Annotated in this window: 24 protein-coding genes; 8 read left to right on the top strand and 16 right to left on the bottom strand. The window is 71.3% G+C overall.

Annotated elements, in window-relative coordinates:
* Nucleotides 1-347 precede the first annotated feature (347 nt).
* Together QT196_RS27115 and QT196_RS27110 are read right to left on the bottom strand one after the other, a co-directional pair.
* A complete protein-coding gene (locus QT196_RS27115; RefSeq protein WP_266733510.1) occupies nt 348-2,588 on the bottom strand; it encodes a trypsin-like peptidase domain-containing protein in 2,241 nt (746 codons plus the stop codon).
* Nucleotides 2,588-3,007, bottom strand: a complete 420-nt coding sequence (locus tag QT196_RS27110; protein ID WP_168481352.1) for a CU044_2847 family protein — start codon at nt 3,005-3,007, stop codon at nt 2,588-2,590. The genes QT196_RS27115 and QT196_RS27110 overlap by 1 nt, the downstream gene beginning before the upstream one ends.
* Before the next feature lie 153 nt (nt 3,008-3,160).
* Between QT196_RS27110 and QT196_RS27105 the strand changes: the two genes are divergently transcribed.
* Nucleotides 3,161-3,343 (top strand): DUF6104 family protein, encoded by a 183-nt coding sequence (locus QT196_RS27105; protein WP_018087464.1) that lies wholly within the window; start codon nt 3,161-3,163, stop codon nt 3,341-3,343.
* Nucleotides 3,344-3,453: 110 nt separating this feature from the next.
* Here QT196_RS27105 and QT196_RS27100 read toward each other — a convergent pair whose 3' ends face one another.
* Nucleotides 3,454-3,642, bottom strand: coding sequence for a hypothetical protein (locus QT196_RS27100; protein ID WP_168481351.1), 189 nt, complete (start codon nt 3,640-3,642; stop codon nt 3,454-3,456).
* A gap of 271 nt (nt 3,643-3,913) precedes the next feature.
* Here QT196_RS27100 and QT196_RS27095 point away from each other — a divergent pair, with 271 nt between their 5' ends.
* Together QT196_RS27095 and QT196_RS27090 are read left to right on the top strand one after the other, a co-directional pair.
* Nucleotides 3,914-4,840: a DUF4097 family beta strand repeat-containing protein gene (locus QT196_RS27095; RefSeq protein ID WP_266733515.1), complete on the top strand. Its 927-nt coding sequence runs from the start codon at nt 3,914-3,916 to the stop codon at nt 4,838-4,840.
* 2 nt (nt 4,841-4,842) lie between these two features.
* Entirely contained in the window at nt 4,843-6,003 is a 1,161-nt protein-coding gene (locus QT196_RS27090; RefSeq protein ID WP_168484017.1) for a PadR family transcriptional regulator, read from the top strand.
* 129 nt (nt 6,004-6,132) lie between these two features.
* On the opposite strand, the gene QT196_RS27085 is transcribed toward QT196_RS27090, so the two are convergent.
* Nucleotides 6,133-7,305: a serine hydrolase domain-containing protein gene (locus QT196_RS27085; RefSeq protein ID WP_290355870.1), complete on the bottom strand. Its 1,173-nt coding sequence runs from the start codon at nt 7,303-7,305 to the stop codon at nt 6,133-6,135.
* 360 nt (nt 7,306-7,665) lie between these two features.
* On the opposite strand from QT196_RS27085, the gene QT196_RS27080 reads away from it, so the two are divergent.
* Entirely contained in the window at nt 7,666-8,547 is an 882-nt protein-coding gene (locus QT196_RS27080; RefSeq protein ID WP_085922876.1) for a hypothetical protein, read from the top strand.
* An 81-nt stretch (nt 8,548-8,628) separates the two neighbouring features.
* On the opposite strand, the gene QT196_RS27075 is transcribed toward QT196_RS27080, so the two are convergent.
* The 7 genes from QT196_RS27075 to QT196_RS27045 form a co-directional block, all read right to left on the bottom strand.
* A complete protein-coding gene (locus tag QT196_RS27075) occupies nt 8,629-9,192 on the bottom strand; it encodes a Clp protease N-terminal domain-containing protein (protein WP_290355869.1) in 564 nt (187 codons plus the stop codon).
* Nucleotides 9,192-9,401, bottom strand: a complete 210-nt coding sequence (locus tag QT196_RS27070; RefSeq protein ID WP_093491771.1) for a helix-turn-helix domain-containing protein — start codon at nt 9,399-9,401, stop codon at nt 9,192-9,194. The genes QT196_RS27075 and QT196_RS27070 overlap by 1 nt, the downstream gene beginning before the upstream one ends.
* A gap of 73 nt (nt 9,402-9,474) precedes the next feature.
* Complete coding sequence (locus tag QT196_RS27065) at nt 9,475-10,560, bottom strand: NlpC/P60 family protein (protein ID WP_168481348.1); 1,086 nt, start codon at nt 10,558-10,560, stop codon at nt 9,475-9,477.
* A 23-nt stretch (nt 10,561-10,583) separates the two neighbouring features.
* The gene (locus tag QT196_RS27060) at nt 10,584-11,066 is read right to left on the bottom strand and encodes a poly-gamma-glutamate biosynthesis protein PgsC/CapC (protein ID WP_168481347.1); all 483 of its coding nucleotides are present in this window, start codon (nt 11,064-11,066) and stop codon (nt 10,584-10,586) included.
* Nucleotides 11,063-12,427: a poly-gamma-glutamate synthase PgsB gene (gene pgsB / locus QT196_RS27055; RefSeq protein ID WP_168481346.1), complete on the bottom strand. Its 1,365-nt coding sequence runs from the start codon at nt 12,425-12,427 to the stop codon at nt 11,063-11,065. The genes QT196_RS27060 and pgsB overlap by 4 nt, the downstream gene beginning before the upstream one ends.
* A gap of 6 nt (nt 12,428-12,433) precedes the next feature.
* Nucleotides 12,434-14,665, bottom strand: a complete 2,232-nt coding sequence (locus tag QT196_RS27050) for a HAMP domain-containing protein (RefSeq protein WP_290355867.1) — start codon at nt 14,663-14,665, stop codon at nt 12,434-12,436.
* Nucleotides 14,666-14,845: 180 nt separating this feature from the next.
* A complete protein-coding gene (locus tag QT196_RS27045; protein WP_290355866.1) occupies nt 14,846-15,928 on the bottom strand; it encodes a CapA family protein in 1,083 nt (360 codons plus the stop codon).
* A 221-nt stretch (nt 15,929-16,149) separates the two neighbouring features.
* Between QT196_RS27045 and QT196_RS27040 the strand changes: the two genes are divergently transcribed.
* The gene (locus QT196_RS27040; protein WP_266733527.1) at nt 16,150-17,046 is read left to right on the top strand and encodes a hypothetical protein; all 897 of its coding nucleotides are present in this window, start codon (nt 16,150-16,152) and stop codon (nt 17,044-17,046) included.
* Nucleotides 17,047-17,390: 344 nt separating this feature from the next.
* Here QT196_RS27040 and QT196_RS27035 read toward each other — a convergent pair whose 3' ends face one another.
* The 4 genes from QT196_RS27035 to QT196_RS27020 form a co-directional block, all read right to left on the bottom strand.
* Nucleotides 17,391-18,635, bottom strand: coding sequence for an IS701 family transposase (locus tag QT196_RS27035; protein ID WP_168484139.1), 1,245 nt, complete (start codon nt 18,633-18,635; stop codon nt 17,391-17,393).
* Between the two features lie 51 nt (nt 18,636-18,686).
* Nucleotides 18,687-19,337, bottom strand: coding sequence for a HutD family protein (locus QT196_RS27030; RefSeq protein ID WP_266733529.1), 651 nt, complete (start codon nt 19,335-19,337; stop codon nt 18,687-18,689).
* Between the two features lie 43 nt (nt 19,338-19,380).
* Entirely contained in the window at nt 19,381-20,343 is a 963-nt protein-coding gene (locus tag QT196_RS27025) for a zinc-binding dehydrogenase (RefSeq protein ID WP_290355865.1), read from the bottom strand.
* Between the two features lie 160 nt (nt 20,344-20,503).
* Nucleotides 20,504-21,724 carry an NADP-dependent malic enzyme gene (locus tag QT196_RS27020; RefSeq protein ID WP_168481341.1) on the bottom strand — a complete coding sequence of 407 codons (1,221 nt, stop codon included), beginning with the start codon at nt 21,722-21,724 and terminating at the stop codon, nt 20,504-20,506.
* A 531-nt stretch (nt 21,725-22,255) separates the two neighbouring features.
* Here QT196_RS27020 and QT196_RS27015 point away from each other — a divergent pair.
* The 3 genes from QT196_RS27015 (at nt 22,256) to QT196_RS27005 (ending at nt 25,028) form a co-directional block, all read left to right on the top strand.
* Nucleotides 22,256-23,227, top strand: coding sequence for an ABC transporter substrate-binding protein (locus QT196_RS27015; RefSeq protein ID WP_168481340.1), 972 nt, complete (start codon nt 22,256-22,258; stop codon nt 23,225-23,227).
* Nucleotides 23,228-23,289: 62 nt separating this feature from the next.
* The gene (locus QT196_RS27010; RefSeq protein ID WP_290355863.1) at nt 23,290-24,228 is read left to right on the top strand and encodes an amino acid ABC transporter permease; all 939 of its coding nucleotides are present in this window, start codon (nt 23,290-23,292) and stop codon (nt 24,226-24,228) included.
* Nucleotides 24,229-24,275: 47 nt separating this feature from the next.
* Nucleotides 24,276-25,028, top strand: coding sequence for an amino acid ABC transporter ATP-binding protein (locus QT196_RS27005; protein ID WP_168484015.1), 753 nt, complete (start codon nt 24,276-24,278; stop codon nt 25,026-25,028).
* 70 nt (nt 25,029-25,098) lie between these two features.
* On the opposite strand, the gene QT196_RS27000 is transcribed toward QT196_RS27005, so the two are convergent.
* Nucleotides 25,099-25,860 carry a class I SAM-dependent methyltransferase gene (locus QT196_RS27000; protein ID WP_168481338.1) on the bottom strand — a complete coding sequence of 254 codons (762 nt, stop codon included), beginning with the start codon at nt 25,858-25,860 and terminating at the stop codon, nt 25,099-25,101.
* Between the last annotated feature and the right edge of the window lie 94 nt (nt 25,861-25,954).

The raw sequence follows: 25,954 nt of genomic DNA, 5'->3' as shown, positions 1-25,954 counted from the left end.
TCGGAACTCCTCGTCGCCGGCCAGGCCTCGGTCAGGAGTGAGGGTCATGGCGGACCGCCGGAGATCTCGGCATCCGCTCGGCCTCCCCCCGCGTCCGCCACCCACCATCACGCAGTCGCGTCCTCACGAACAAGTCTTCCACGACGCTATGACAGTACCCACCCGGACGGAAGCACACGGGGCGGTTTCCGGTCTCCCGCGCGGGCATCGCGGGCGCTCAAGTGCCAGGTACGGGGCGTGACTTGCCGCAGCAGGGGCGGATGCCGCCCGGCCGGGCACCGGGCGCGTGCGAGGTGTACGGGGCGTACACGGCGCCCGGAGCGCCAGGGGGCGGCGCCCCGTACTCCTCATCGCGGCGACATCTGGGGGCGGTCCGTGAAGAGCGGCGGAATCGGGTCTTCCGGGTCGTCGTAGAGGAGCACCAGATCGCGCGCCCAGTGCGTGCCCTCCTCCGCGGCCTCCGCGGCCTTGGCCCGCAGCTGCCGGACCAGTTCGGGGAGCCGGGCCACCCCGCCCGACCCCTGGAGCAGCTCCCGCACCCCGCGGTGGAACTCCTCGCAGCCGGCGTCGCAGTCCCGCTCCTCGCCGTGCCCGTGGGCGGGCCACAGCCCGGCCGGGAAGCCGGTGTCCAGGGCGACGCCGACCGCGTCCCGGCCGAACCCGTCGGCGACGGTGTGGCACAGCGCCGGCAGCGCGCCCTCGCCGGCCGTCTCCAGCAGCCGCCAGATCGCCTCGGCGGAACCGGACCGGGCGTCGGCGCCCGGCCGCGGCGGGATGCGCAGGGCCTGGAGCTCACGGGCGGCGGCCAGGCCCTGCCAGCGGCGCAGCCAGGCCGGGTCGACCTGTTCGCGCCGCCCCTGGTCGCGCAGGATCACCGCGCGCCCGGGGCCCACCGGCCGCAGCCGGGCGGTGCGCCGGGTCGAGGCCGCCACCTCCCACTGGCCGGCGGCGGTGTCCCAGCGCCCTTCGGGGACGGCGACCTCCAGGCGTACCCGGGCATTCGGCCCGGCGTCCCCGTCGGCCCGCAGCAGCCGCCCGCCGAGCCGCCGCAGCACCTGCTCCCGCGCCTGCTCGAACGGCACCCCGCCGGCCGACTCCTGGACGTCCACCCGCAGCCACTGACCCTGGCCGTAGCCCTCGCTGACCGACCAGTTGAACAGCTCCTGCCCGCCCTCGTCGTAGAAGAGCGGCTCGAACTCGACGAGCACGGAGCGCGGCCGGCGGCGTACGGGTCCTATCCTCCGGCGGTCCTGCGGCTGCAGAACCACCGCTTTGGCCTGCACGAACTCCGCGAGCCTGGCGGCCTGTTCGCGGACCGCGGCGGCCTCGTCGCCCGGGGCGTCGCGCACCTCGTCGGCGGTCAGCTGCGCCACGATCCGCAGATAGTGCACAAAGGCGCGCAGCTCGGTGTACGGGTCGCTGCCCTGGTAGAGGGCGCCGTGCCCGTCCCGCCAGGTACGCAGCAGCCAGGCCCCGGGCCGCTCGCCGCGCTCCAGCACCTCGCCGACCGCGGCCTCCACGACCAGCGGATCGCGCGGTGCGGGCAGCCGGGCGAGCAGGTCGAGCGCCTGGAGCCGCTCCTGGACGCCCCACAGACGGCCCCGGCCCGCCATGATCATGTGCTGGGCGTCGAACCAGGTGGGCCCGGCGGTCCGGCCGAGATCCTGACCGGCCCAGTGCCAGCGGTCGTGCAGGCTCATCAGCGCGTGGTACGGGTCGGGCCCCAGGCCCTCGGCGCCCGCGACCAGGTGTTCCGGCCCGAGCCCGCGCAGCGCCGTGACCGGCACCGCCAGCCCGACATGGTCCTGTTGGTGGCGGCCCTTGACGATGCCGACCACCTCACCGCGGTCGCAGTCGAGCAGCGGCCCGCCGGAGGCGCCCGGTGAGACCCGGACATCGCTGCCGAACTGGAGACCCCGGGCGTCGCGGGCGCCGAAACGGACCGCGATGAAGGGGTCGATGGGGGGTGCGGGGGCGCGTGGACCGGCGGGCGCCGTGTGCTCGGCGCGCCCCCGGGTGCCGCGTCCGCCGCCCGGCTCGGGCCCGGGGCTCCCGTCCTGCGGGTCACCCGCGCCGCCGGCCTCCCGTACGACGCGTTCCCCCCGGTGACCCGTGCCCGCGTCGCCGTCCCCTTGGGTCACCGCGCCCGACGCGTCGTGGCCGCGGAAGATGTAAGCGTCCTCCAGGAGCGTCGCCGGCTGATCGCTGAGCCAGGCGCAGGGGTGGTCGGTCTCCAGGTCGAGCAGCTGGACCAGGGCGAGGTCGGCGCGGGCGGCGGCGGGCCCGGCGGCCGGGTCGGGGCGGCTCAGGTCGTAGGCGAGCCGGGCGGGCACCACCCGGCCGTCGAAGGTGACGCCGAAGACCCCGTCCGGGCCCGTCTCGCGGCGCCGCCCGTCGCTCGCCGCGAGCACATGGGCGCAGGTCAGCACCCATCCCGGGGCGATCAGCACGCCGCTGCCCCACGGGCGGGCGGCGGCCCCGCCCGGGGCGGCGCGCAGGGCGACGGTGGTGCGTCCGGCGTGGTCGAGGAGCTGTGTGTAGCGGGCGCGGTCACCGCGGCCGGCGGCCCGGCCCTCGGAGGTCGACATCAGCGGCTCGAATCGTCCGGCTCCCGGCGGTCGGCGGGATGCGGTTCGTGTGGCGCGTCCCCGGTCGGCGCCCGGTCCTCGCGCCGCCAGGTGAGGGTGACGGAGAGGTTGCTCTTCGCCTCGCCGTCCGCGAGCAGGGCGACGGCCTTACCCGGCTTGGCCGACAGCTCCACGCCGAAGGTCACACTGGTCTCGTGCGGCGCGACCCGTTCGGTGGCCTGCCGGACGCTGGCGGCGACCCCGCCGATCACCTCGCGGAGCCCCTCGACCCGGGCCCCGAGCGCGTCCCAGGCGCCGACGTCCTCGAATTCCCCGTCCGCGTCGTCCGTCCCGTCCGGTGCCGGGGTGTCGAGCCGGGAGACCCGGGCCCAGACTTCCGTACCGTCGGGAAGTTCGATGCGCTGTGCGCGATCTTGCATCACGGCCTCCTGCGCCCCGTGGGCGGCAATTTCCCAATTGCCGCAGGACCGTTGACAGGTGATCAGGCTAGCCGTCGGGCGTCTGTGGCGCGAGAGGTCCGTGAGCCTGCCTATCCTGGCCGGGAATCACCCATGACCCCTGGTGGAGAGCGCGTGTATTTCACTGACCGTGGCATCGAGGAGCTGGAGAACCGGCGCGGCGAGGAGGAGGTCACCCTGGCGTGGGTGGCTGACCAGCTGCGTACCTTCGTCGACCTCAATCCGGACTTCGAGGTACCGGTGGAGCGGCTGGCCACCTGGCTGGCCCGCCTGGACGACGAGGACGAGGACGAGTAGGCCGCCGGGGAGCGGGCCGGGGCCGCGTCGCTCCGGCTCTCCGGTGGCCGGATAGTGCGCGGACGGTCCGCCCCTGGGAGGGAGGCGGACCGTCGTGGCGGAACCCTGGATCAGGAGTAGCGGGCCGCGTCGCGCAGACGGCGCTGCGCGTCGTACTCGCCGTTGAGGGCTGCCCGCCCATACGGCCGGTCGTGCTCGATGCAGGCCTTCTTGTTGTGGTGTTCGGCGCCCTGGATGTGGTTCCGGGCGGCGTCGAGGGCGTGCCGGATCTCCGCCCGGTGACGCGCGTGCCCGCACACCGCCAGGGCGTTGACGATCTTCCCCTCGGTCGCATGGTTGCGCTTCGCGGCCTTCTTGAAGCTGCCCGCCCGGCTCGCCGAACTCCTCTACGGCATACGCCGTGACAGCGGTGGTCACCGACGAGGACTCCCCTTCCACGGCGCGCGGTCGCTCCCGGCGGCGACCGTCACCCGTGCGTGGGACCGGCGCTTGACTTCGCCGATCCGCGATATATCGTGTCCTCACGAGACGCGATATGTTGCGTGTGTGGCTATCCAGGGGAGGCCAGGAATGTCAGCCCGGAGCGAGTGGTCGCGACCGATGCAGGTGGCCGAGCCACGCACGCTGGAGATCTCCGACCCCCTCGACGCCCTGAACGTGCGCGTGGTCGGCGGCACCGTCAACGTCGTCGGCACCTCGGATGGCAGTCCGGCCCGTGTGGAGGTCAGCGAGCTGCACGGCCCACCGCTGACCGTCTCGTGCGACCACGGCACCCTCTCGGTCGCCTACGACGATCTGCCCTGGCAGGGCTTCCTGAAGTTCCTGGAACGCAAGGGCTGGAACCGCAGCGCGGTGATCTCGGTGACGGTGCCGGCCGGCACCCGCGTCGAGGTCGGCGTGGTCGGGGCCGCCGCGGTGGTCTCCGGCATCTCGGGGCGCACGGACGTCCGCGGGGTCTCCGGTGACGCCACGCTCGTCGGGCTGACCGGCAGGGTGCAGGCCGACACCGTCTCCGGCAATGTCGAGGTGCAGTCGGTCACCGGCGATCTGCGGTTCCACTCCGTCTCGGGGGATCTGACGGTCATCGACGGGGCGGGCGGGACGGTGCGCGCGGACTCCGTCAGCGGCGACATGGTCATGGACCTGGACCCCGCCCAGGGCGCGGACATCGCGCTGACCACGGTCTCCGGGGAGGTCGCCATCCGGCTGCCCGACCCGGCCGACGCCACGGTGGAGGCCAACACCGCGAGCGGCACGGTCTCCAACGCCTTCGACGCGCTGCGGGTCACCGGCCGGTGGGGCGCCAAGAAGATCACCGGCGCGCTCGGCGCGGGCACCGGCACCCTCAAGGTCACCACCGTCTCCGGCGGTCTGGCCCTGCTCCGCCGCCCCGCCTTCGAGGACGAGGACCGGCCGGACGGCCCCGGCGGCGGCCCGGCCCCCGGCCCGCAGGGGGACTCCCCCACCGACCCGCCCGCCGAGAAGAAGGTGCTCTGAGCATGCCCCCCGTCTTCGCCCATGGCCGCCTCCGCCTCTACCTCCTCAAGCTGCTGGACGAGGCCCCGCGGCACGGCTACGAGATCATCCGCCTCCTGGAGGAACGTTTCCAGGGCCTCTACGCCCCCTCCGCCGGCACGGTCTACCCCCGGCTGGCCAAGATGGCGGCCGAGGGACTGGTGACGCACACGACCGAGGGCGGCCGCAAGGTCTACTCGCTCACCGACGCCGGCCGGGCCGAACTCGCCGACCGTGGCGGCGAGTTGGCCGACCTCGAACTGGAGATCCGGGAGTCGGTCGCCGCGCTCGCCTCCGATATCCGGGAGGACGTCAGCGGTTCGGCGCGGGATCTGCGCCGCGAGATCCGGGAAGCCGCCCAGCAGGCCCGCCGGGACGCCCGGGGCTCCGGAACGGCCGGGCGGACCGGTGACGGGACCGCGGACGCCGGGGACGGCGCCGGCGGGCGGCCGTACCCGGACGCCGCCGACTACTTCGACGGCGCGTTCGGCGACAAGGAGTCCTGGCAGCAGGCGAAGGAGGAGTTCCGCCGCGCCAAGGAGGAGTGGAAGGAGCAGGCCCGGCGGGCCAAGGAGGAGAGCCGGCGCGCCAAGCAGGACGCCCAGCGGGCCCGTAAGCAGGCCAGGGACGCCCAGGTGTTCGCGCGCGAGGAGGTCCAGCGGGTCCTCAAGCGCGTCCAGGAGCAGGCCCAGGGGGCGGTGCGGTCGGGCGACTGGTCGGGCGCGGTGCGCGAGGCGCTGTCCGAGGTGTCCCGCGAGGTCGGCCGCTTCACCGGCGGTCCGTCCGACGCCCGGCGGAGCGACGGCGAGCCGGGCGCGGCCGGGCGGACCGGCCGGGACAACGGGACGAAGGTGACTGTCGAGCGCGTCGATCAGGCCGGGGAAACCCCTGGTCAGGACGCGGCGGCCGAGGCCCCGCCGGCCCCGGAGTGGGCGAAGGAACCGGCCGGTGACGACCCCGTCCGGGACTTCGACCGGCTGCTGGACCGCTTCCGCGACGATCTGCGGGACGCGGCGCGCGATCACGGGGTCACGGCCGCACAGCTCAGGGAGTCCCGCCGCCGGCTGTCGACGGCCGCCGCCCATATCGGCGCCCTGCTGCGCCACCCGGAGCAGTACGCGTCCCACACCGACCCGGACGACTGAGCCGCCGGGCCCGCCGGGCAGGGACGACGGCTCGCGACACCCCGCGGCGGGGCGGGCGCCTCAGGGTGCGCCCGCCCCGCCGCGGCGGTCCGCTCAGCTCTCCCCGCGACCGCCCCAGGGCCTGTCCCCCTAGCTCCCGGCCACCGGCTCCGCGGGCTCCGGCGCCCCGACGCAGGTCCGTACCGCGCCGATGAGCCGGTCGACCCGCGGGTCTGCACCGGCGCCCATCAGGTTGGCGGTGTAGGCGAAGCCGACGCCGAACTCGTCGTCGCCGAAGGCGAATTGACCGCCCGCGCCGCTGTTGCCGAAGGAGCGCGCGCCGAGCAGCCGGCGGAACGGCGAGTCGATGAGGAAGCCGCTGCCCCAGCGGGCGCCGAGGTCCGGGAACCCCGACCAGGACGCACCGCCCGACACCTGCCGGACCGCGTCGGTCACGGTGTCGGCGCCGAGCAGCCGCGGCGCACCGTCCACACCGGTCGCGACCGCCGCGTACAGGGCCGCCAGCCCGCGGGCGCTCGACACCGCGCCCGCACCGGGGAATTCGGCGGTCAGCAGGGCGGGCGAGTTGTAGCCGTGCGGATCATCGAGACCGGGGAAGGGCAGCACACCGTTCATCGTCAGGGCCCGCATGGGCAGCAGGTCGGCGCTCGGCAACGGGGAGCGCCCCGCGGCCTCGGCGAGCCGGGCCAGCCGCGGCACCTCCTCCTGCGGCAGCCCGATCCAGGTCCGCAGCCCCAGTGCGTCGCCGATGGTCTCGCGGAAGTACCTGCCGGGCGTACGGCCGGTCAGCCGCCGGATCAGCTCACCGATGAGGAAGCCGAAGGCGTGCGCGTGGTACTCGAACGCGGTGCCGGGCTCATACAGGACCTGCTGCTCCTCCAGGGCGCGGATCACCGGCGTCCACCGGGTCAGCTCCTCGAAGGTCAACTGCCGCTCGACTAGCGGGATTCCGGCGGTGTTGGCGAGCACCATCCGGGAGGTGATCGCCTCCTTGCCCCGCTGGGCGAACTCCGGCCAGTGGTCGGCCACCGGGGCGTCGAGGTCCAACGTCCCCTGCTGGGCAAGCAGATGGGCACAGACACTGATCAGGCCCTTGGCGACGGACATGACGGGCAGGACGGTGTCCTCGTCCCAGGCCCGCCCGGTCCGGCCGTCGGCGGTCCCGCCCCACAGGTCGACGACCTTGCGCCCGCCGGCGAACACGGCCACGGCGGAACCGAGTTCACGGCCCTCGGCAAAATTCCGGGCAAAGGCGTCCGCGACCGCCCCGAATCCCTCGTCGGCCCATCCGTGCTGTGCCATCTGCCGCTCACTTCCTCGCGTCGTACGGCCCGGCCCCCCTGGACCGCGACCGGGTCACCGTACGGGCGCGGCCGTCCGGGTTCGACCGAATTTCCGTTGCACGAGGGGGTGGTGAGCCACCGGCCCCGCGGCGGCCGGAACCGGAATCCCCCAACCGGCCTTCTGTTACCCACAGTTGCCATCTGCGGTCTGGATTCACGCGGCGTAATCGGGGAAGTCACTACTTCGCACGGCTTTTCGTCCGGCACCGGGTTCCAGGGAGCCCCAGCTGCCCGGTTCCGCGGGGCCGACGGCCGTGTTCCGGACCACGGTCCACGTCTCCCGTCTGCGCACGCATCGTGAAGGCCATGAGGGAAAGCGATGTCGGAATACCTTGCGGTCGCCCGCCGGATGTGGCACCTGCTGGAGCCACTGCACGCCACCCTGTACTTCGCCCCCGAGGCACGCCAGGTCGCCGCCGGCCTCGGCCATGAGGTCGCCTCCCGCTGGCCCAGCTATTTCGCCTGGCGTACGGCTCCGCTGGGCGCCGCCGGGCCCGAGCTGGTCGCCGCGACGTACTACACCTTCAGCCCGCGGATGATCACCCGGTACCTCCCCCGGATCTGGACCGTCGCGGAACCGGCCAAGGTGCTGGACGCCCGGCTGGTGGCGATGGACCGGGCGCTGACCGCCCTCGTCGACGGGCGGCTGACCACCGCCCAGCTCACCGAGGCGGCCGGACTCGCCCGCCAGGCCGCCGAGAACGCCGGTACCGCCGCCCGCCCGCTGGCCGCCGCCAACCGCGATCTGCCCTGGCCGGACGCGCCCCATCTGGTCCTCTGGCAGGCCGCGACCGTGCTGCGCGAGCACCGCGGCGACGGCCATCTGGCGGCCCTGCTGACCTGCGAACTCGACCCGTGCGAGGCCCTGGTGTCATTCGCCGCGATCGGTGCCGCGCCGGCCGCCGATTTCGTCGGGCGCGGCTGGAGCGCACAGGAGTGGAGCGATGCCCGGCACCGCCTCGCCGCCCGTGGCTGGATCGCCCCGGACGGCACCGCGACGGACCGCGCCCACAAGGAGCGCGAGGCGATCGAGCGGACCACCGACCGGCTGGCGGCCGGACCGTGGCGGGCGCTGGGCCACTCCCGCGCCGAACGGCTGGCGCAGCTGCTCACCCCGCTCCTCTGCGCGGTCTTCGAGGCCGGCTATCTCCCCCGGCACAGCACCCTGGGCATCGGGAGGGTGAAGGTCGGCCACCTGTAAGGGCGGGCCCGCAGGGGTGTCGCAGAGGCCCGCCGGACGATTTACGGGGCGGTCCCTCCCCTCACGGGGCCGCCCACCGGCTCAACTCGCGCGCCGGCCCCGCGTCTCGTCCAGCAGCCGCACCACCGCGTCGTGCGTCACCCCGTGCTCGGCGAGCACCGCCCCGGCCGGTCCGGGCCCGGCGGTCAGCGCGAGCAGCAGATGCTCATCGCCGAGCGACCGCTCGCCCCGGCCGACCGCGATCCGCAGGGCGCGCTCCAGTACGGCCCTGGCCTCGGCGGTGAACGGCCGGCGCACCCGCTTCCGGCGCCCGGCCGTCCCGTCGGCGGCCAGCGCGCCCACCCCGTGGGCCTCCTCCACCCGCGTCACGATCGCGTCGATATCGATCCCCACCCCGGCCAGCGCCGCCGCGTCCGCCGCGGTCACCCCGCCGCGGCGGCGTACCTCCGCCAGGGCCTGCGCCACCGACTTCCGCCGCTCGTGGACACCGAGTGCGGCGAGCACCCCGGCGGCCGGGGAATCCGTCCGCTCCAGCAGTGCGAGCAGCAGCTCCGGTTCGCCGATCGCGCCGCTCCCCGTACGGTCCGCCTGCTCCGCCGCGCCGCGCACCACCGCGCGCGCCCCGGCCGTGAACTTCTCGAACATCAGCGCCTCCCGTGCTTCTTGTGCACTGCCTGCCTGCTGACACCCAGCTCCGCCGCGATCTCCTGCCACGACCAGCCCTTCGCGCGGGCGCTGCGCACCTGCACGGCTTCGAGCTGCTCCAGGAGCCGGCGGAGCGCGGCCACGGCGCGGAGCCCCACCCGGGGGTCCCGGTCACCGGCCCGCTCGGCGAGATCCGTTGCATCGGTCATGGATGTCAATCTAGGTTGACATCCGAAGTCCTGTCAACCTTCATTGACAGATGTCCGCCCTCCCGGGATTCCGTTACAGGCGCTTGGCGCTGCGCAACGCCCTGGCGTAGTAGCCGTTTCCGTCCAGCCGCGACGTACCGCCCTTGTCTCCGATGGTCGGGCCGTTGACCTCTTGCCGGCTTGAGAGGAAGACCTGGTGCCCGTCGGAGTCGTTGCCCAGATACATGCCGACGTGGTCGAGACGCTTCTCGGTCCGGGCCTCCAGCTTGAAGAACACCAGGTCGCCGGGCTGGAGCAGATCGATCGAAGCCGGCCTGGCGAAGGCCGGCGCGGAGCCGGTCAGCGGCACGACGTCGGCACCGAGTCCGGAGCGGGCCATCCCGTTGGCCGTACGGGGCAGGCCGTCGCCCCTTCTGTCGTCGGCCCTCAGGGGGTAGCCGGCGCGGTAGCCCAGCACCGCCCGGATGAAGCCGGAGCAGTCCATGGACCGCGCCCGTGCCCTCTCGGGCTGCATCGAGGTGCCGTCCCGGAAGGTGTACGGGATGCCCAGGTAGTCGTAGAAGTCGGACTCCTCAAGCCGTTGGCCGGCGCCGGACCCGCCATGCGCAGCGATCGGCCCGTAGTTCGCGTCGCCCGCGTACCTGACCCCTGCGGCGTCTTGCTTCGCCGGGGCCTGGGCGACGTATTGGAAGGCCATCGCGAAGAGATCGTCCTTCTCGCTGCCGAAGTTGTCCTTGAACCAGTCCTTGAACCACTTCTCCTTCTCGGCACCCTTCCGCCAGGGTTCCGGCATCATCCGGACCCAGTTGTCGGTGACGATCCGGGACGTGGTGGCGGCGGGCTCGGTGAAGGTGCGGCTCCGGCCGGTGAGGGTGGCGGTGCGGGCCCCGTCGGTGAAGGTGGCGAACACCTCGCCCTTCTCGCCGCGCAGCACGGAGCGGGCCGGACTGCGGAGCCGCTCCCAGGTCAGGTCTCCGGAGAGCCCTCGGGTAAGGGGCGACTTGAGGCCGGCTTCATCGGTGACCGCCGGTATGGCAGGTGTCGCGGTCTGCTCCGCCGTGCGAAGTGCCACGGTGAGGTATGCACTGCCGGCGAGCAGGGCGGTCACGGTCACGGCGTGCAGAACGCGGCGACGGCCGCGCTGGGTCTTGGCGCTCACAGGATCGGCTCCGAATCGTTCGGTCAGGCGGACGGCATGACGCCGAGCAGAATTCCGGCGGCCAGCACGACATAGGCCATGAGCGTCACCGAGCCGGTGGCCAGCACGGTCGGTCCCTTCGGCTGGCGGACCAGCTGGTAGGCGATCAGACCGGGGACGATGAACCCGAGGGTCTGATTCGTGTACATCAGCGGGAACTCGAGTTGCAGCACGATCATCAGCGTGCCGTTGATCACGACACCGATCAGCACGACAGCCGCGAACAGCCGCTTGCCGTAGAGGATCGCGACCCGCTGCACCAACAGGGTGGCGAGGTACGTCAGGACCGTCACGCCCACGACCATCGCGGCCCGCTGGAGATCCTCCACCAGCGTCAGCGCAAGCCAGCCGGGGGTGATCATGCCGCCTGGTGAGAGGTTGGTCGTCAGGTAGCAGACGAGCGAGAACATGAGCCCGAGGGCGATGCCGATAGCGGCGATCTCGGGTGTGAGGACGGCGGGGATCAAGGGTGCTCTCCTGAGCTCTGCCACGAATCGGCGTGCGGGTGCTGCTGCGGTACGAACGGTTGGTGAGGGCGGGACTCGTGGGCCGGTGGGTGGCCCGTGGACCGGTCGGCAGGGGGCGCGGGGCGTTCCGCGGAGTCCGCCGGGCCGTCCTGGGTGTGCTGCGGAACGCCGTCGGGCCCTTCGTCCGCGGGAAGTTCGGCCAGCTGCTCCAGCAGGTGCTCGCCCTGGCCGTGGATGTTGCCGACGGCGACCAGCGACGAGTCCGGACCGAGGTGGCTCACTATCTGAGCCATGAACTCCTCGGGGCCGCGGCGGTCGCCGCCGAGGTCCACCACACGGGAGCGCCACGCGGCGGGGATCGCATCGATCGCGCTCCTGGCCGGATGTCCGATCACGAAGACCTTGTCGGGTTCGAGTTCGGGGATGATCTCGCCCATCTGGCCGTTGCGCTCGACACGGTCGGGGCGGCAGTTGATCACGACGTTCAGGGGTCGGTGGATCGCGCCCAGGTCGAGCAGCTGACGGATGTTCATCAACGTCGACTCGGGGTCGTTCGCGGCGAAGACATTCGCGAACCGCAGCCGCTTGCCATCGGGTGTGCGGTACCGCTCGACGGAGAGGACCCCCGGGTCCGGCGGAGCGTCGTACATGCCCTGCAATGCGACCTCGCGGTCCACACCGAGCAGTTCCGCGACGGTCAGCGCGATGGCCACGTTCTCCTTGAAGGTGAACCAGCTGAAGCCGCGCAACTCCTCATCGGTCACGGTCCCGGGATCGGCGTAAATCAGCCGGCAGTCGCGGGCGTCCGCCTCCTCCTGGAGAATGTGGAACCGGTCCTGCTCGGCGGTCACACAGATACCGCCCTCCGGCATGGAGCGGGACAGCGAGCGGGCGACATCGTCGAGGGTGGGCCCCATCTCGGCCAGATGGTCCTCGCGGACATTGCACAGGACACCGATGGTGGACCGGATCAGCTTGGACTGGTTGATCTCCTGCAGTGCCGGCATGACGGCCATGCACTCGATCACCAGGGCGTCCGGGTGGTACGCGGCGGCCCGCCGGACGATGCCGATCTGCTCGACCACGTTGGCAATGCCGAACTTGCGGTAGACCGGCTCCTCGGTGGCGTCCGGGTGGATGAACCGGGCCGCGGTACCGGTCGTCTTGGCCACGGTGGTCAGCCCGCCACCTCGCAGCGCACCCGCGCACAGCCGGGTGATGGAGCTCTTGCCGCGGATGCCGTTGACGAGCACCCGGGTGGTGATGTGCTCCAGATTGCTGAAGTGCCGTCGCTGCTCGATGATTCCGGCGATCAGCAGGATCGCGCAGCACGCGACGAGAACGGTGTAGAGGAAGAGCACGGTCCGTCAGTTCCTTCCGGCCAGAGGGGCACTGTCCCGCTTGCGCTGCTCCTGGAGCTCCTGCCGGATCAGCTCCAGGCTGCGGACGACGGCGCCGACTTCGTCGTGATGGCGTGGGTAGAGCACGGTGCGACGGTCCCCGTCGGCGAGCGCCTCGGCCTGCGCGGCCAGGGTGCGCAGCGGGCGCGCCACCACGATGTGCAGCCAGCCGAGACAGGCGGCGGCAGCAGTGAGGCCGAGCAGCCCGGCCAGCACGGTGTGGTTCTGCACGGTGTACTCGGGGATGGCAAGCCCTTCAGCGGGCTTCCAGCTGACCACCGTCCAGTTCAGCGACTTCGCCACGCCGCCGCCGTTGAACGGGGCCGCCGCCGCGATCTGGACGTTGCTGCCGTCGCGGTCGAGGAGCGCGCCGGGCCGCAGGCTCGCGCCGGCTCTGGCGCGCGTCCCCTGCACGAGGGTGTCGATCCGCTCGGAGGGCAGCTTCTCGAAGGCGCGGTAGCCGGTGTTGCCACCGAGTGTCCGGCGCTTGTCGTCGACCACCCGGACCTCGCCGAGGCCGGGCCGCTTGAGCAGCGAATTGAAGAAGTCGACCCGGAACTCACCGGCCACGGCGGCACCCTTCCGGCCCGGCACCTCGACATAGCCGGCCACGACCGGCTCCTTGCCCCCCTCGTTGAGCACAGTGACCCCTCGAGTGCCCGGGCCCTTGCCGGCCGGGTGATGCGGAGTGCCGCCGGCCCGGGCCAGTACCTTTCCGTCGGCACCGAGGAGGTACAGCGACGCATAACGCGGGTGCTCCTGAAGGGTGCGCTCCAGGACCGTGGCCATCTGGTCCGGCGAGGTGCGGTCGCCGATCAGGGACGCCACCGAGACGAGGTCGGTATGGCCTTCGTCGAGGGCCCGCCGGACCCGGTCGGCCAGGGTGTCGGTGCGCTCGCGCTGGTCGTTGACGATCTGCTGCGGAATGACGGCCTTCGAGTCGGTGTGGTTCAGGGACAGCGCGAGTGGGGCGGACCAGGCGAGCAGGAGTACGGCACACGCGGCCGTCAGGCCTCGGGCACCGATCCGGCGCAGCCGCCGCGGGGTTGCGGGGCCGCTCGTCCCCTGCGGTGCGCCGAGGAGCTGGCGCCGCAGACGTTCCAGTGCGTGGCCGACCCGGGCCGCCTCTCCGTATGCGGGTACGCTCACCGGCCGCTGCAGCTCGCCTCCGGCAAGCCGGCGGCTCTCCAGGAAGATCCGGAGCAGCGGGCGCTGCACGAGGCCGAGAAGCAGGGCCACGACAGCCGCGCCGATGACGAGCAGCGCGCCGGCCGCGGCGACACCGAAGAGCGGGTCGGCGCCCCGGGAGGGGTCCTCAGCCACGTCGACCATCGTGACAACCGTCAGGCCGAGGCCGCCGGCGACGGTGCTCTCGCCGGGCCGGGCGGGAGCGAGCGTGGCATAACCGGCCGCGGCGCGCTCGCCGTTGGACGCCCCGCCGGTGAGGCTCCCGCTCACCCCCGGAAAGCCCCCGGAACCTGGTTCCCTGGCCTTGAGAGGGTGCTGACGGGCCTTCTCGGCAGCTGTCCCGGCGAACGCCCTCAGCTGGCCGTCCGCCCGCTTGGCCGCCTTCCGCTGCGGGTCGTCGAGGTCCTGCTCGGACTCTCGGCTGCCACCGCGACTGAGGATGGCGCCCGTCGAGTCCAGCACGGCGATGGTCCGGAACCGGCCGAGGCTGATGCCGGGGACGCGAAGGCTGCGGGAAGCGACGAGGAGTTGCTGCGGCCGGCCGTCCCAGGAGAGCAGGGCAAAGGAGAGCAGGCGGGTCTCACCGTTCGCCAGGCGGACCATGCGCGGGCCGAGCCCGCCCTTCTCGGACAGCTTTCCGCGGTCGATCGTCGCCAGTGGCAGGTTCTCGCCCCGTGCGGCGAGGAGCTTGCCCGACCCGATCTCGATCACGGCCGTGCCGCGCCACTTCTGGTAGGCGCTGCCGACCTTGTCCAGCACGGCATCGGCCGGGACCGGGGCACCCGAACTGAAGAGTCCCGCCGCGCGCCGGAGGTCGGTGACGCTCTCGTCGACCGAGGCGCGCATGGCGATGGCGCCGTCCTCGGCGAACTGCTGCTGAGAGGTGAGCACCGCCTCGGGAATCCTGTCGTGGCCGACCCTGCCGAGGCTGAGGGCAGTGACGGCAGCCAGGGCGAGCAGCAGGGCCGACAAGACGGCAATGGGCGGGCGTACGCCGCCGAGCAGTGACATATCAGCTCTGCGCCGAGCCGTGTGCCGCAGCTTCGTCGGCGGAGCGGCCGACGGGGAACTCCCCTCCTGGAGTGAGCCGGTGGTGTGTGGGGGTCGCGGGGGCACGTGGGGCAGCCCTTCCTGAGATCCAAACGGCTGAGACCGTCTGGTAGTACGGCAGTGCAAGAGGGTGGCGGCGAATCAGCCGGGGATGTCCTTGAGCGGCCTGAGAGCGCCTTCGGCGGCGCCGCGGTTCAGCATCGTGCCGCGGGTCCGCTCGAAGGCGAGCAGGTAGCGGGCCCGTTGCTGCGCGGTGAGCTTCTTGTGGCCACGCAGCGCAGCGGCCACGTCCACCAACCGGTGGTCGCGTTGCCCGCTCGCCTCGCCGCCCCCGCCGGCGACGGGATCCTTCTCCTCCGGCGGGATGTCGACGAGCGTCGGCACATAGCGGGCCCGGACGTCCCAGTCACCGCCCCGCTCGGTGAACTTGAACCAGCCGATCACGCCTTCCTCTGACAGGCCGGTCGGCGTCTCGTGGCGGGCAAGCTGGTTGCCGAGTCCATACGCGATCCAGGTTCCGTGCACCTTCTCCATCGGCTGCACGACATGGGCGTGATGGCCGATCACCAGGTTGATGCCGGTCTTCTCGGCGATCTCCCTGCCCAGGGTCAGCTGTGGGGTGCTCGGGTCGGGCCGGTGCTCCTGGCCCCAGTGGATGCTGAGGATCACCACGTCGGCCCCGGCCTTGCGGGCGGCCCGCTCCGCTGCTGCGATCTGCTCGACGCTGGTCCGGTTGACCAGCCAGGGCTTGTCCTTCGGCGCTTTGCGGCCGTTGAAGCCGTAGGCAAAGGAGATCTGTGCGACCTTGACGCCCTTGACGTCCATGATGAGCGGCTTGCCCGCCTCCGCCCCACTGCGGGCCGAACCGGTGTGCCGCAGACCGGCCTTGTCCATGGCGTCCAAGGTCCGTTGCACCCCTGCCGCACCGTGGTCGAGGGTGTGGTTCGAGGCGGTGGAGCAGGTGTCGTAGCCGACTTTCTTGATCGTGGTGGTGATCTGTGGGGGGACGAGAAAGTCCGGGTAGGACCGGAAGGGGCCTTCCGGCTTGCCCACGACGGGCTCGAAGTGGCAGATGCCCAAGTCCGCCTTGCTGATGACCGGTTTGATCCCGGCCATGATCGGGTTGAAGTCAATTCCCTTGACCCCACGGGCCGTTCTCTTGGCGTCTCTTTTCGCCTGCTCGGTCAGCTGCGGGTGAATCAAGATGTCTCCTGCCGCGGCCACCGTGAACGAACGTCCTTCCGCCCTGGGCGGATTGCTCTCTCCAGAGCCGGCACATCCCGCGGCGCACACCGCGAGCAATGCCAGCGCAGTGGTGCGAGCCGCGAAGCCCGCACGAGGGGTTATATGCACCCAAGTATTGTCATGCAGTTATGGCCGACACTTACCCATCAAAGATGAAATTTCCGAGAACGTTGCTGGTCAAAGCCATGATCGTACTCAGCATGGCGATCATCACGGCATGCAGCGGGCAACCTCCCAAGAAGCCTGACCATCCGGCCCCCACCACGCGGAGCACCCTTGACCTGAAGCAGCACATCGCCGATTTCACCTCCGGGATGGGACCGCGCCGCGGCTACCGCGCACCCACCGGGCAACAGCAGCGGGCGGTGGCGGACGGAGTCGGTCTGTTCCTCGACGGCCATCACGCACAGGCCGAACAGCGGCTCGCCGACGTCGGTTTCCGCATCCGCACCCTGACCGACCGGGTCACCGGCCGCCGGTACGCCGAGTTCGCCGACGCAGCGCGGAACGGCACCGCCACCCGCGGCTGGGGGCGCATCTATGTCGACCTGACCGCCCCTTCGCGGTGGTCGGTGCAGGTCCCGCATCCGGTCGCCGACGCGCACAGCGAGGATCTCGGCGTCGCCATACTGCGCGGAGCGCCCGGCGGGGTCCTGGTCCTGGCGGGCGCCCACCGCGAAGCCGGCCGGGGCATCGCGGCCGATGTCGCGCACCGCCGGGACACGGTTTTCCACGCCGTCTGCGACGCATTGCTGAAACGACGCCTTCCGGGCATCCAGGTGCACGGGTTCGCCGACGATTCCGCACCCGGCTTCGACGCGGTCACCTCGACCGGCGCCGGGGACCGGGGCCGCGCCACTGGCCGCGCCGTGGCCGACGCCCTGGATGACAGAGGCATCGACGCCTGCCGCGCCTGGGCCCGTGACTGTCCCCTGGAGGGCCGCACCAACATGCAGGGCCGTGCCGCGGCTGCCGCCGGAGTCCCTTTCCTGCACATCGAATTCAGCCGCCACGTCCGAGGGAGCGGCAAGCGCATCTCCCAGGCGGCCCACGCAGCAAGAACAGCGACGGCGGCCTGGAGCACCACCCGGCAGTGAGGATGCGGACGCCACCACCGGGCGCCGGCCGTCCTTGCCGGGGGCCTGGCCGCGCGGCTGTAGCTCGGACTAGGTCCTGTCGTCAAACTCCCGTCGTCTGCCCGGAGGGCAGGTCCCGCGGCGTCTGGTGCGTGCGCTCGCAAGGCGGAGGGTCGTCCTCGTAGTGGGCCTACGTGGACGATCCCGACAACGCAGCGAGCGTGCGTGCCAGACGCCGCGGGGCAGGCGGGAGTTTGACGACAGGGCCTAGTACTCCAGTCAGAAATCGTTGCCTGAGCTGGTTCTTCTTCGGTAGTGACAGTGGCGGGCGACGGCTTGGTGCCGTCTGCGCCAGAGGGACCAGTTCAGGGCATGGACGACTGGTCCGTGGCGGGGTATGGGTCGGGGCAGCAGAGCGTCCAGGAGTCTGCGGACTTCTGCCACGGTGAAGCGGATGGTGCTGGTGGGGTCGTTTCTGCGGCCCCCCTTTCGGTGGTCTGGGCTGCGACGGCGGCCAGGAATGCGTGGGCGAGCATGGCCAGGGTGATGTGCCGGTACCAGCCCGGATAGCGGCGGACCTCGTACTGGTCGAGGCCGCATTCGTTCTTCGCGGCCTGGAATGCTTCCTCGATCGCCCAGCGCGATCCGGCGACCCGGACCAGGTCGGCGACACTGGTGCCGTTGGGCGCGTAGGCAAGGTAGTAGGCGATCTCGTCCGGTCGGCCCAGGCTGCGGCGGGCCAGCACCCACCGCTGATGGGTGGGCCGGTCGCCATCGAAGACATCGATCACCGGCAGGCGGTCGGCTGCCCAGTCGTAAAGGCGCGGGCCTTTGGCGCCGTCTCCGCAGGAACGTCGTTCCCATGCCTGGTCGGGGGCATCGGCGATGGCCTGGTCGATCCGTCCGAAGGGAGCATGCAGCTGCTGGGACTTCGGCACCGCCAGGACGTAGCCGACGCCGGCCTCTTCCAGGGTGCGGCGCATGCGCCATTCCTGTCCGTAGGCGCAGTCGCCCGTCACCCAGGCGATCGGGAGAGGTGAAGCAAGAGCCCGCAGGATCATCGCGCGGGCCAATTCCCCCTTGGTCGCAAACCCACGGCTGTCAGGAATTTTGGCCGCCCGGCAGCGGTCCGCGTCCGCGGTCCAGGACTTGGGCAGATACAGCTCCCGGTCCACCAGCGCCCTGCCTTTGGGCGAGGCGTAGGCGGCGAAGACTCCGATCTGGCAGTTCTCGGTGCGGCCGGCCGTGCCCGAGTACTGCCGCTGCACGCCGGCAGAGACGGTGCCCTTCTTCAGGAAACCGGTGTCGTCCACGATCAGCACCCCATCCGGGGTGCCGAGCCGCTCGGCCACGTACTGGCTGAGGTCGTCGCGGACTGCGTCAGCGTCCCAGGACGCACCGTTCAACAGATGCTGGAAGCCGGCCGGTCCGCGGTGACCTGCATACTCGGCGAGCTGCCAGCCGTTCTTCCGCTCCACCGCAGCCAGCAGACCGCGCACGTAGTCCCGCATCCGCCACCGCAGATCCACCCGAGAGAATCGGCCTGCCACACGGGCGAGCACCGACTCCAACTCCCCAGCCCACAAGTCAACTTCGTCCAACCCCACCATGCCCGGAACAACGAAACCGACCAGCTCAGGCAACGATTTCTGACTGGAGTACTAGGGGGTGTCCATGAACTGGCTCCGGGCCGGGCGAGCGCAATCGACGGGGGCGGGGGCGGACAAGCGGATCACCGCCGCGACACCGTCCGTCCGCATCTCGACGGGCACCGCCTCCGGTCCCGCCAGCAGCGCCGCGTCGAACCGTGCCAGCCACACCTCGGGTTCGCCGGCCCTCCGTAGCCGGGTGTCCCCCTCGACGGCCACGATCAGTACGGCCTCCGGGCCCTCGGCGGCGCCGTCGGCGGGCCGCCGGACCGGCGCCACCACCCGGCGCTCCCGCACCCGCTCCGCCGTCGCGGCCGCCCGCCCCTCCCGCAGCATCACATTGAGGTTGACGACGGGGCCGTCCAGCAGCCGGGAGCCGGTCTCCGCGCCGCCGGGGAAGGCGAACGGGCGGCAGCGGTCCGTCAGGAGCCGGGTGGTGCCGTCCACCGTCAGCTCCAGCCCGGCCCCGTCGGCGACGGTGAGGATCCGGCGGACGCCGGGCAGCGGTGAGTACGGCCCGTCCCGGGTGACGTCCGCCAGGCTGACCCGCCAGGCGAAGGTGTCCCAGCCGGCGCCCGGCGGGTGGACGGCGACCTCCCGGGTCACCCCGCCGCCGTTGCTCCACGGCATGGCGGGGCGCTCAGCCGCCCGCAGGATCCGCACGTCGCGCAGCCTTCCGGTGAAGTGGTGGTGGCCCGTCAGGCCGTCAGACGGTCAGTACGATCTTGCCGAACAGCTCGCCCTCGGCCATCTTCGTGAACCCCTCGCGCGCCCGGTCCAGCGGCAGCGTCGAGTCGATCACCGGCCGGATGCCCTTGGCCGCGCAGAAGCTGAGCAGCGAGGCCAGCTCCTCCTTGCTGCCCATCGTCGAACCGACGACCTTCAGCTCCAGGAAGAAGATCCGGTTGAGCTCCCCGCTCTTCGGGGTGAAGCCGCTGGTGGCGCCCGAGATGACCAGGGTGCCGCCGGGGCGCAGCGACTTGACGGAGTGCGACCAGGTGGCGGCGCCGACCGTCTCGATCACCGCGTCCACCCGCTGCGGCAGCCGCTCACCGCTCGCGAACACCGCCTCGGCGCCCAGCTCCAGCGCGCGCTTGCGCTTGGCCTCGTCGCGGCTGGTGGCGAAGACCCGGAGTCCGGCCGCGGCGCCCAGCACGATGGCGGCGGTCGCCACCCCGCCGCCCGCGCCCTGCACCAGGACGCTGTCCCCGGGCCGTACGCCCCCGTTGGTGAACAGCATCCGGTACGCGGTCAGCCAGGCGGTCGGCAGGCAGGCGGCCTCCGCGAAGGACAGCTCCTTCGGCTTGGGCAGCACGTTCCAGGAGGGGACGGTGACCTGCTCCGCGAACGTGCCCTGGTAGCGCTCGGTGAGGATGGAGGGCTTCTCCCTGGAGCCGACGCCGTGGCCGGTCTGCCCGATGACGGAGTGCAGGACGACCTCGTTGCCGTCCTCGTCGATACCGGCGGCGTCGCAGCCGAGGATCATCGGCAGCGCCTCGTCCGTGATCCCCACCCCGCGCAGCGACCACAGGTCGTGGTGGTTGAGGGAGGCGGCCTTGACGTTGACGGTCGTCCAGCCGGGGCGTACGTCGGGGGCCGGGCGCTCCCCCAATTCGAGGCCGTTCAGCGGCTGGTCACGGTCGATGCGGGCGGCATAGGCAGCAAACATGATCCCAACGTAGGCCGCGGCCGGGCGCTGCGGTACCGCGTACGGGTGTGACACGCACCGCGTCGGCCCGGCCGCACACCGCCACCACGACGAAGCCGGGCCCGCACCCCTGAGAGGTGCGGGCCCGGCCCGTCGTCATGCGCCCCGCGCGGGGGCGCGGTCAGCGGCGTGCCACGCCCTCGGCGCGGGCGGCGGCCGCGACGGCGGCGGTGACGGCCGGGGCGACCCGCTCGTCGAACGGCGAGGGGATGACCCGGTCGGCGCTCAGCTCATCGGCGACCACGGCTGCCAGCGCCTCGGCGGCGGCGAGCTTCATGCCCTCGGTGATCCGCGACGCCCGCACCTGCATGGCTCCGGCGAAGATGCCCGGGAAGGCCAGCACGTTGTTGATCTGGTTCGGGTAGTCGCTGCGCCCGGTGGCGACCACGGCCGCGTACTTGTGCGCGATGTCCGGGTGGATCTCCGGGGTCGGGTTGGCCATCGCGAAGATCAGCGAGTCCTTCGCCATCTTCGCCACCGCCTCCTCCGGCACCGTGCCGCCGGAGACCCCGATGAAGACATCGGCGCCGTCCAGCGCGTCCTCCAGAGAACCGGTCAGCCCGCCCTTGTTCGTGAAGCCGGCCACCTCGCGCTTGACGTCCGTGAGGTCGGCGCGGTCGGTGGAGACGATGCCCTTGCGGTCGCACACCGCGACGTCTCCGATGCCGGCCTCGATAAGGATCTTGGCGATGGCGACACCGGCCGCACCGGCGCCCGAGATGACCGCCCGCAGCGCACCGAGCGAACGGTCGGTGAGCTTCGCGGCGTTACGCAGGGCGGCCAGGGTGACCACGGCGGTGCCGTGCTGGTCGTCGTGGAAGACCGGGATGTCCAGCGCCTCCTGGAGGCGGCGCTCGATCTCGAAGCACCGGGGCGCCGAGATGTCCTCCAGATTGACACCGCCGAAGGACGGCGCCATCCGGACGACGGTCTCGATGATCTCGTCCGTGTCGGTGGTGCCGAGCGCGATCGGCACCGCGTCGACGCCGCCGAACTGCTTGAAGAGGATGGCCTTGCCCTCCATCACGGGGAGGGAGGCCTCCGGGCCGATGTCGCCCAGGCCGAGCACCGCGGTGCCGTCCGTGACGACGGCGACGACCTGGGACTTCCAGGTGTAGTCGTGCACCAGCTCGGGCTGCTCGGCGATGGCACTGCACACCTTGGCGACGCCCGGCGTGTAGGCGAGGGACAGGTCGTCCTTGTCCCGGACCGGCACGGTCGCCTGAATGGCCATCTTGCCGCCGCGATGCAGCGCGAACGCCGGATCGAAGGCGTCGGGCGCACCGTCCGCGTCCGTACCGCTCTTGCTGTCGCTGCGAGGATTGACGATCTCCGCTGCCACTTGTCTTACCCCTTTTATTCGTAAATCTGCTGAGGGTGGCCACTCCCTGGTTGAGGGGTGGGCGGGCACCGCGTCCGCGCCCTGCTCGGCAGATACCCGCCGCGCGGGGGGAGGTACGGACGCCGGGCGCGCCGCACACGCGCCCTGAGCCCCGGATGAGGGGTGTAACGCACCTTTCTACCTGACGGGCGCGGGCCCCGACGAGTCAGATTCATTACCCTCGGGTTCAGTGCTCCGACAATAACGGCGAAATACACAAAAAACTCAGAAGAGTGCGCTCTCCACCGTCCCGGATTCCGAGATGCCCGGAGCGGACCTGCCTGTCCCGGGCCGTTCACCGCTGGGAAAGCTCCCGTGTGGCATCCGGCCGCCACCTCGGCGTCCCCGTCCGTTATCCGATTTTGACCTGAACGACAGTCCGAATACCGGAGTCCGGATGGCAGGATTCCGTCACCAACCGAGGTCGCGACGCCCGAAGGTGTGCCCCGGCCCTTTTGTCACGTCGGCTTCTCCATCCGCAGGAGGCTCAGCATGACCGCAAGCACCACACGTCGCACGGCCGCCGGCAGGTCTCGCACAGCCGTGGCCGCAGCGACCGCGGTCGCCGCCTCGCTGCTGGTGCTCAGCGCCTGCGGCGACCAGACGAATGAGGCCATCGCCAAGCGTGAGGCGAAGAAGAGCCGCAACGTCAATGCCCCGCTGTTCAAGACGCTGCCCAAGGACGTCCAGGAAAAGGGCTTCCTCCAGGTCGGCTCGGACATCACCTACAAGCCGGTGGAGTTCCGCTCCAACGGCAAGATCGAGGGCATCGACCCGGATCTCGCGGCGGCGATGAGCAAGGAGCTGGGCATCAAGCTCAACTTCAACAACGCCACCTTCGACACCCTCATGGGCGGTCTGAAGTCCAAGCGCTACGACATCGCGATGTCGGCGATGACGGACACCAAGGAGCGCCAGGAGGGCATCGACAGCAACACCGGCAAGAAGATCGGCAAGGGCGTCGACTTCATCGACTACCTCAACGTCGGTGTCTCGCTCTACACCCGCAAGGGCAAGACCAACGGCGTCGACGGCTGGGAAACGCTGTGCGGCAAGAAGATCGCGGTGCAGCGCGGCACGGTCTCGCACGACCTGGCCAAGGACAAGTCGAAGGCCTGTGAGTCCAACGACTCGGAGCCGATCGCCATCGAGGCGTTCGACAACGACTCCGAGGCCCAGACCCGGCTGCGTACCGGCGGGGTGGACGCCGTCTCCAGCGACTACCCGGTCGCGGCGTACGCGGTGAAGGTCTCCGGCCACGGCAAGGACTTCCAGATGGTCGGCGGCGCGCCGCTGAAGGCGGCCCCGTACGGCATCGCGATCCCCAAGGGCCAGGAAAAGCTGCGGGACGCGCTGAAGGCCGCCGTGGAACGCGCGATCAAGAACGGCTCGTACGCCAAGGTCCTGGACAAGTGGGACGTCAAGGACGCCGCGGTCAAGAAGGTGCAGCTCAATGGCGGCTGAGCCGCCGAACGCCGCCCCGTCCGCTCCGCGCACCTCCCGCCGAATGCTGAAAGGCAACACCCGTGTCAGTTGACGTCGACAAGTCGGCCCAGCCGCCGGCAGATACTCCGCCGCCCCAGTCCCTCAAAGCCATCCCCGTACGCCATTACGGACGCTGGGTGGCGGCGATCGTCGTCATCGGGCTGATCGCTCTGCTCGTCAGGGCCTTCGCCACCGCGGACGTCAACTGGGACGCCATTCCCCAGTACATGTTCAACGCGGACATCCTCAAGGGCCTGCGGAACACCCTGCTGATCACCGTGCTCTCGATGATCATCGGCATCGTGGGCGGCGTCATCCTGGCCGTGATGCGCCAGTCCAAGAACCCGGTCACCTCGACCGTCGCCTGGTTCTACGTCTGGTTCTTCCGCGGCACCCCGGTCTACGTCCAGCTGTTCCTCTGGTTCAACCTGGGCCTCGTCTTCCAGTACATCGACATCATGCCGATCTACAAGGACGAGTGGTCGGACTTCATGACCCCGTTCCTGTGCGCGCTGCTGGGCCTCGGCCTCAACGAGGCGGCGTACATGGCGGAGATCTGCCGGGCCGGCCTCAACGCCGTCGACGAGGGCCAGACCGAGGCGGCGCACGCGCTGGGCATGAGCCACGCCAAGACGCTGCGCCGGATCATCGTGCCGCAGGCGATGCGGGTGATCGTGCCGCCGACCGGCAACGAGGTCATCAACATGCTGAAGACCTCCTCGCTGGTCATCGCGGTCCAGTACTACGACCTGCTCCAGGCCGCCCAGAACGTCGGCCGGGACTCCGGTGTCGTGGTGGAGATGCTGATCCTCGCCGCCGCCTGGTACCTGATCGCGACGACGGTGCTGAGCATCGGCCAGTACTACCTGGAGCGCTACTACGCCCGCGGCTCCAGCCGGCAGCTTCCGCCCACTCCGCTCCAGCGCGCCAAGGCGAGGCTGTCCGGCGGCTTCAACCGCTCCGCCGGAGGTGCGGCATGACCAGCAAGATGACGACGACCAAGGCCGCGGGCACCAGCGGCGGCCCGATGGTCAAGGCCGAGGGCGTCCACAAGTCCTTCGGCGCGGCCCACATCCTCAAGGGCATCGACCTGGAGGTCGCGCCGCAGGAGGTCTTCTGCCTGATCGGGCCGTCCGGCTCCGGCAAGTCGACGTTCCTGCGCTGCATCAACCACCTGGAGAAGGTCAACGCCGGGCGGCTGTCCGTCGACGGCGAACTGGTCGGCTACCGCGAGCACAACGGCAAGCTCTACGAGCTGCGCGACCGGGAGGTCGCCGCCCGCCGCCGGGACATCGGCATGGTCTTCCAGCGCTTCAACCTCTTCCCGCACATGACCGCGGTGGAGAACATCATGGAGGCGCCGATCCAGGTCAAGGGCGAGTCGAAGTCCGCCGCCCGGGAACGGGCGGTCAAGCTCCTGGACCGCGTCGGCCTGTCCGACAAGGCCGCGAACTACCCCTCGCAGCTCTCCGGCGGCCAGCAGCAGCGCGTGGCCATCGCCCGTGCGCTGGCGATGGAGCCGAAGCTGATGCTCTTCGACGAGCCGACCTCGGCCCTCGACCCGGAGCTGGTCGGTGACGTCCTGGACGTCATGAAGGACCTGGCGGCGGACGGTATGACGATGATCGTCGTGACCCATGAGATGGGCTTCGCCCGGGAGGTCGGCGACTCGCTGGTCTTCATGGACGACGGTGTGGTGGTCGAATCCGGCCACCCGCGCGAGGTCCTCGGCAACCCGCAGCACGAGCGGACGAAGTCGTTCCTGTCGAAGGTGCTGTAGCAGCAACGGAGCGCGCCGTCGCGGTGGAACCCTCCACCGGGACGGCGCGCTCCGTTGTTGCCGGGGCGGTCTACTTCAGGCCGAGCACCAGGGCGTCGGTGGGCGAGGCCCACACCGGCCGGGCCTCCGCGAAGCCCGCGTCGCGCAGCACGGCGGCGTGCCACGCGGCCGACGGGGTGTCGCCGTCCGCGTGCTCGCCGTAGATCTCGAAGCGCTCGGCGGTCGGCCCGGCCAGCCGTGGATCGGCGGCCGCCAGCTGCCACCACTCGGCCCAGCCGACGGCGCCGGCCGCCTGCGCCGCGTCCATCCGCGCATGCCGGAAGGCCCGCTCGGCGGCGTTGATCCGCGGGGTGCCCTCCTCGGGCATGTGGTCGGCGTTCATGAAGACCCCGCCGTCCCGCACCAGCGTGCCGAGCTGCCCGTAGAGCGCGCGCAGATCCTCGGTGTGCAGCCAGTGCAGCGCGGTGGCGGTGAGCACCGCGTCGAACGTGTCGTGCGGCAGCTTCTCGGTCCACCGGGGGTCCTTGAGATCGGCCCGTACGAAGCGGACCCGGGGCTCGCCTTCGAAGTACCCTTCCGCGATGGCCAGCAGCGCGGGATCCAGATCGACGCCCACACTCCGGGCCTCGGGGAAACGCTTCAGCAGCCGGTCGGAGATACTGCCCGTGCCGCATGCCAGATCCAGTACCCGGGGCGCGGGGCCCACCAGGGCCTCGACCATGTCCAGCATCACCCGGAACCGCTCCTCGCGGTCGGGGAGATACCACTCCTGCTGGCGGTCCCAACTGTTCTGCCAGGCTTGCCAATCGGCGCCGACGACGGTCTCGGTCATCGCTTCCCCTCCAGGCCGTAATACCCTCGTAGTGAGGACGCCCCTTACTACGAGCATGCATCCGTACCTTAGCCTCCGCCCGTAAGGACTACAA

The sequence above is a fragment of the Streptomyces sp. P9-2B-2 genome, from assembly GCF_030406865.1.
Taxonomy (GTDB): Bacteria; Actinomycetota; Actinomycetes; order Streptomycetales; family Streptomycetaceae; genus Streptomyces; species Streptomyces platensis.
The sequence above is the reverse complement of the archived record's forward strand: the minus strand, read 5'-3'. Positions and strand labels throughout refer to the sequence as shown.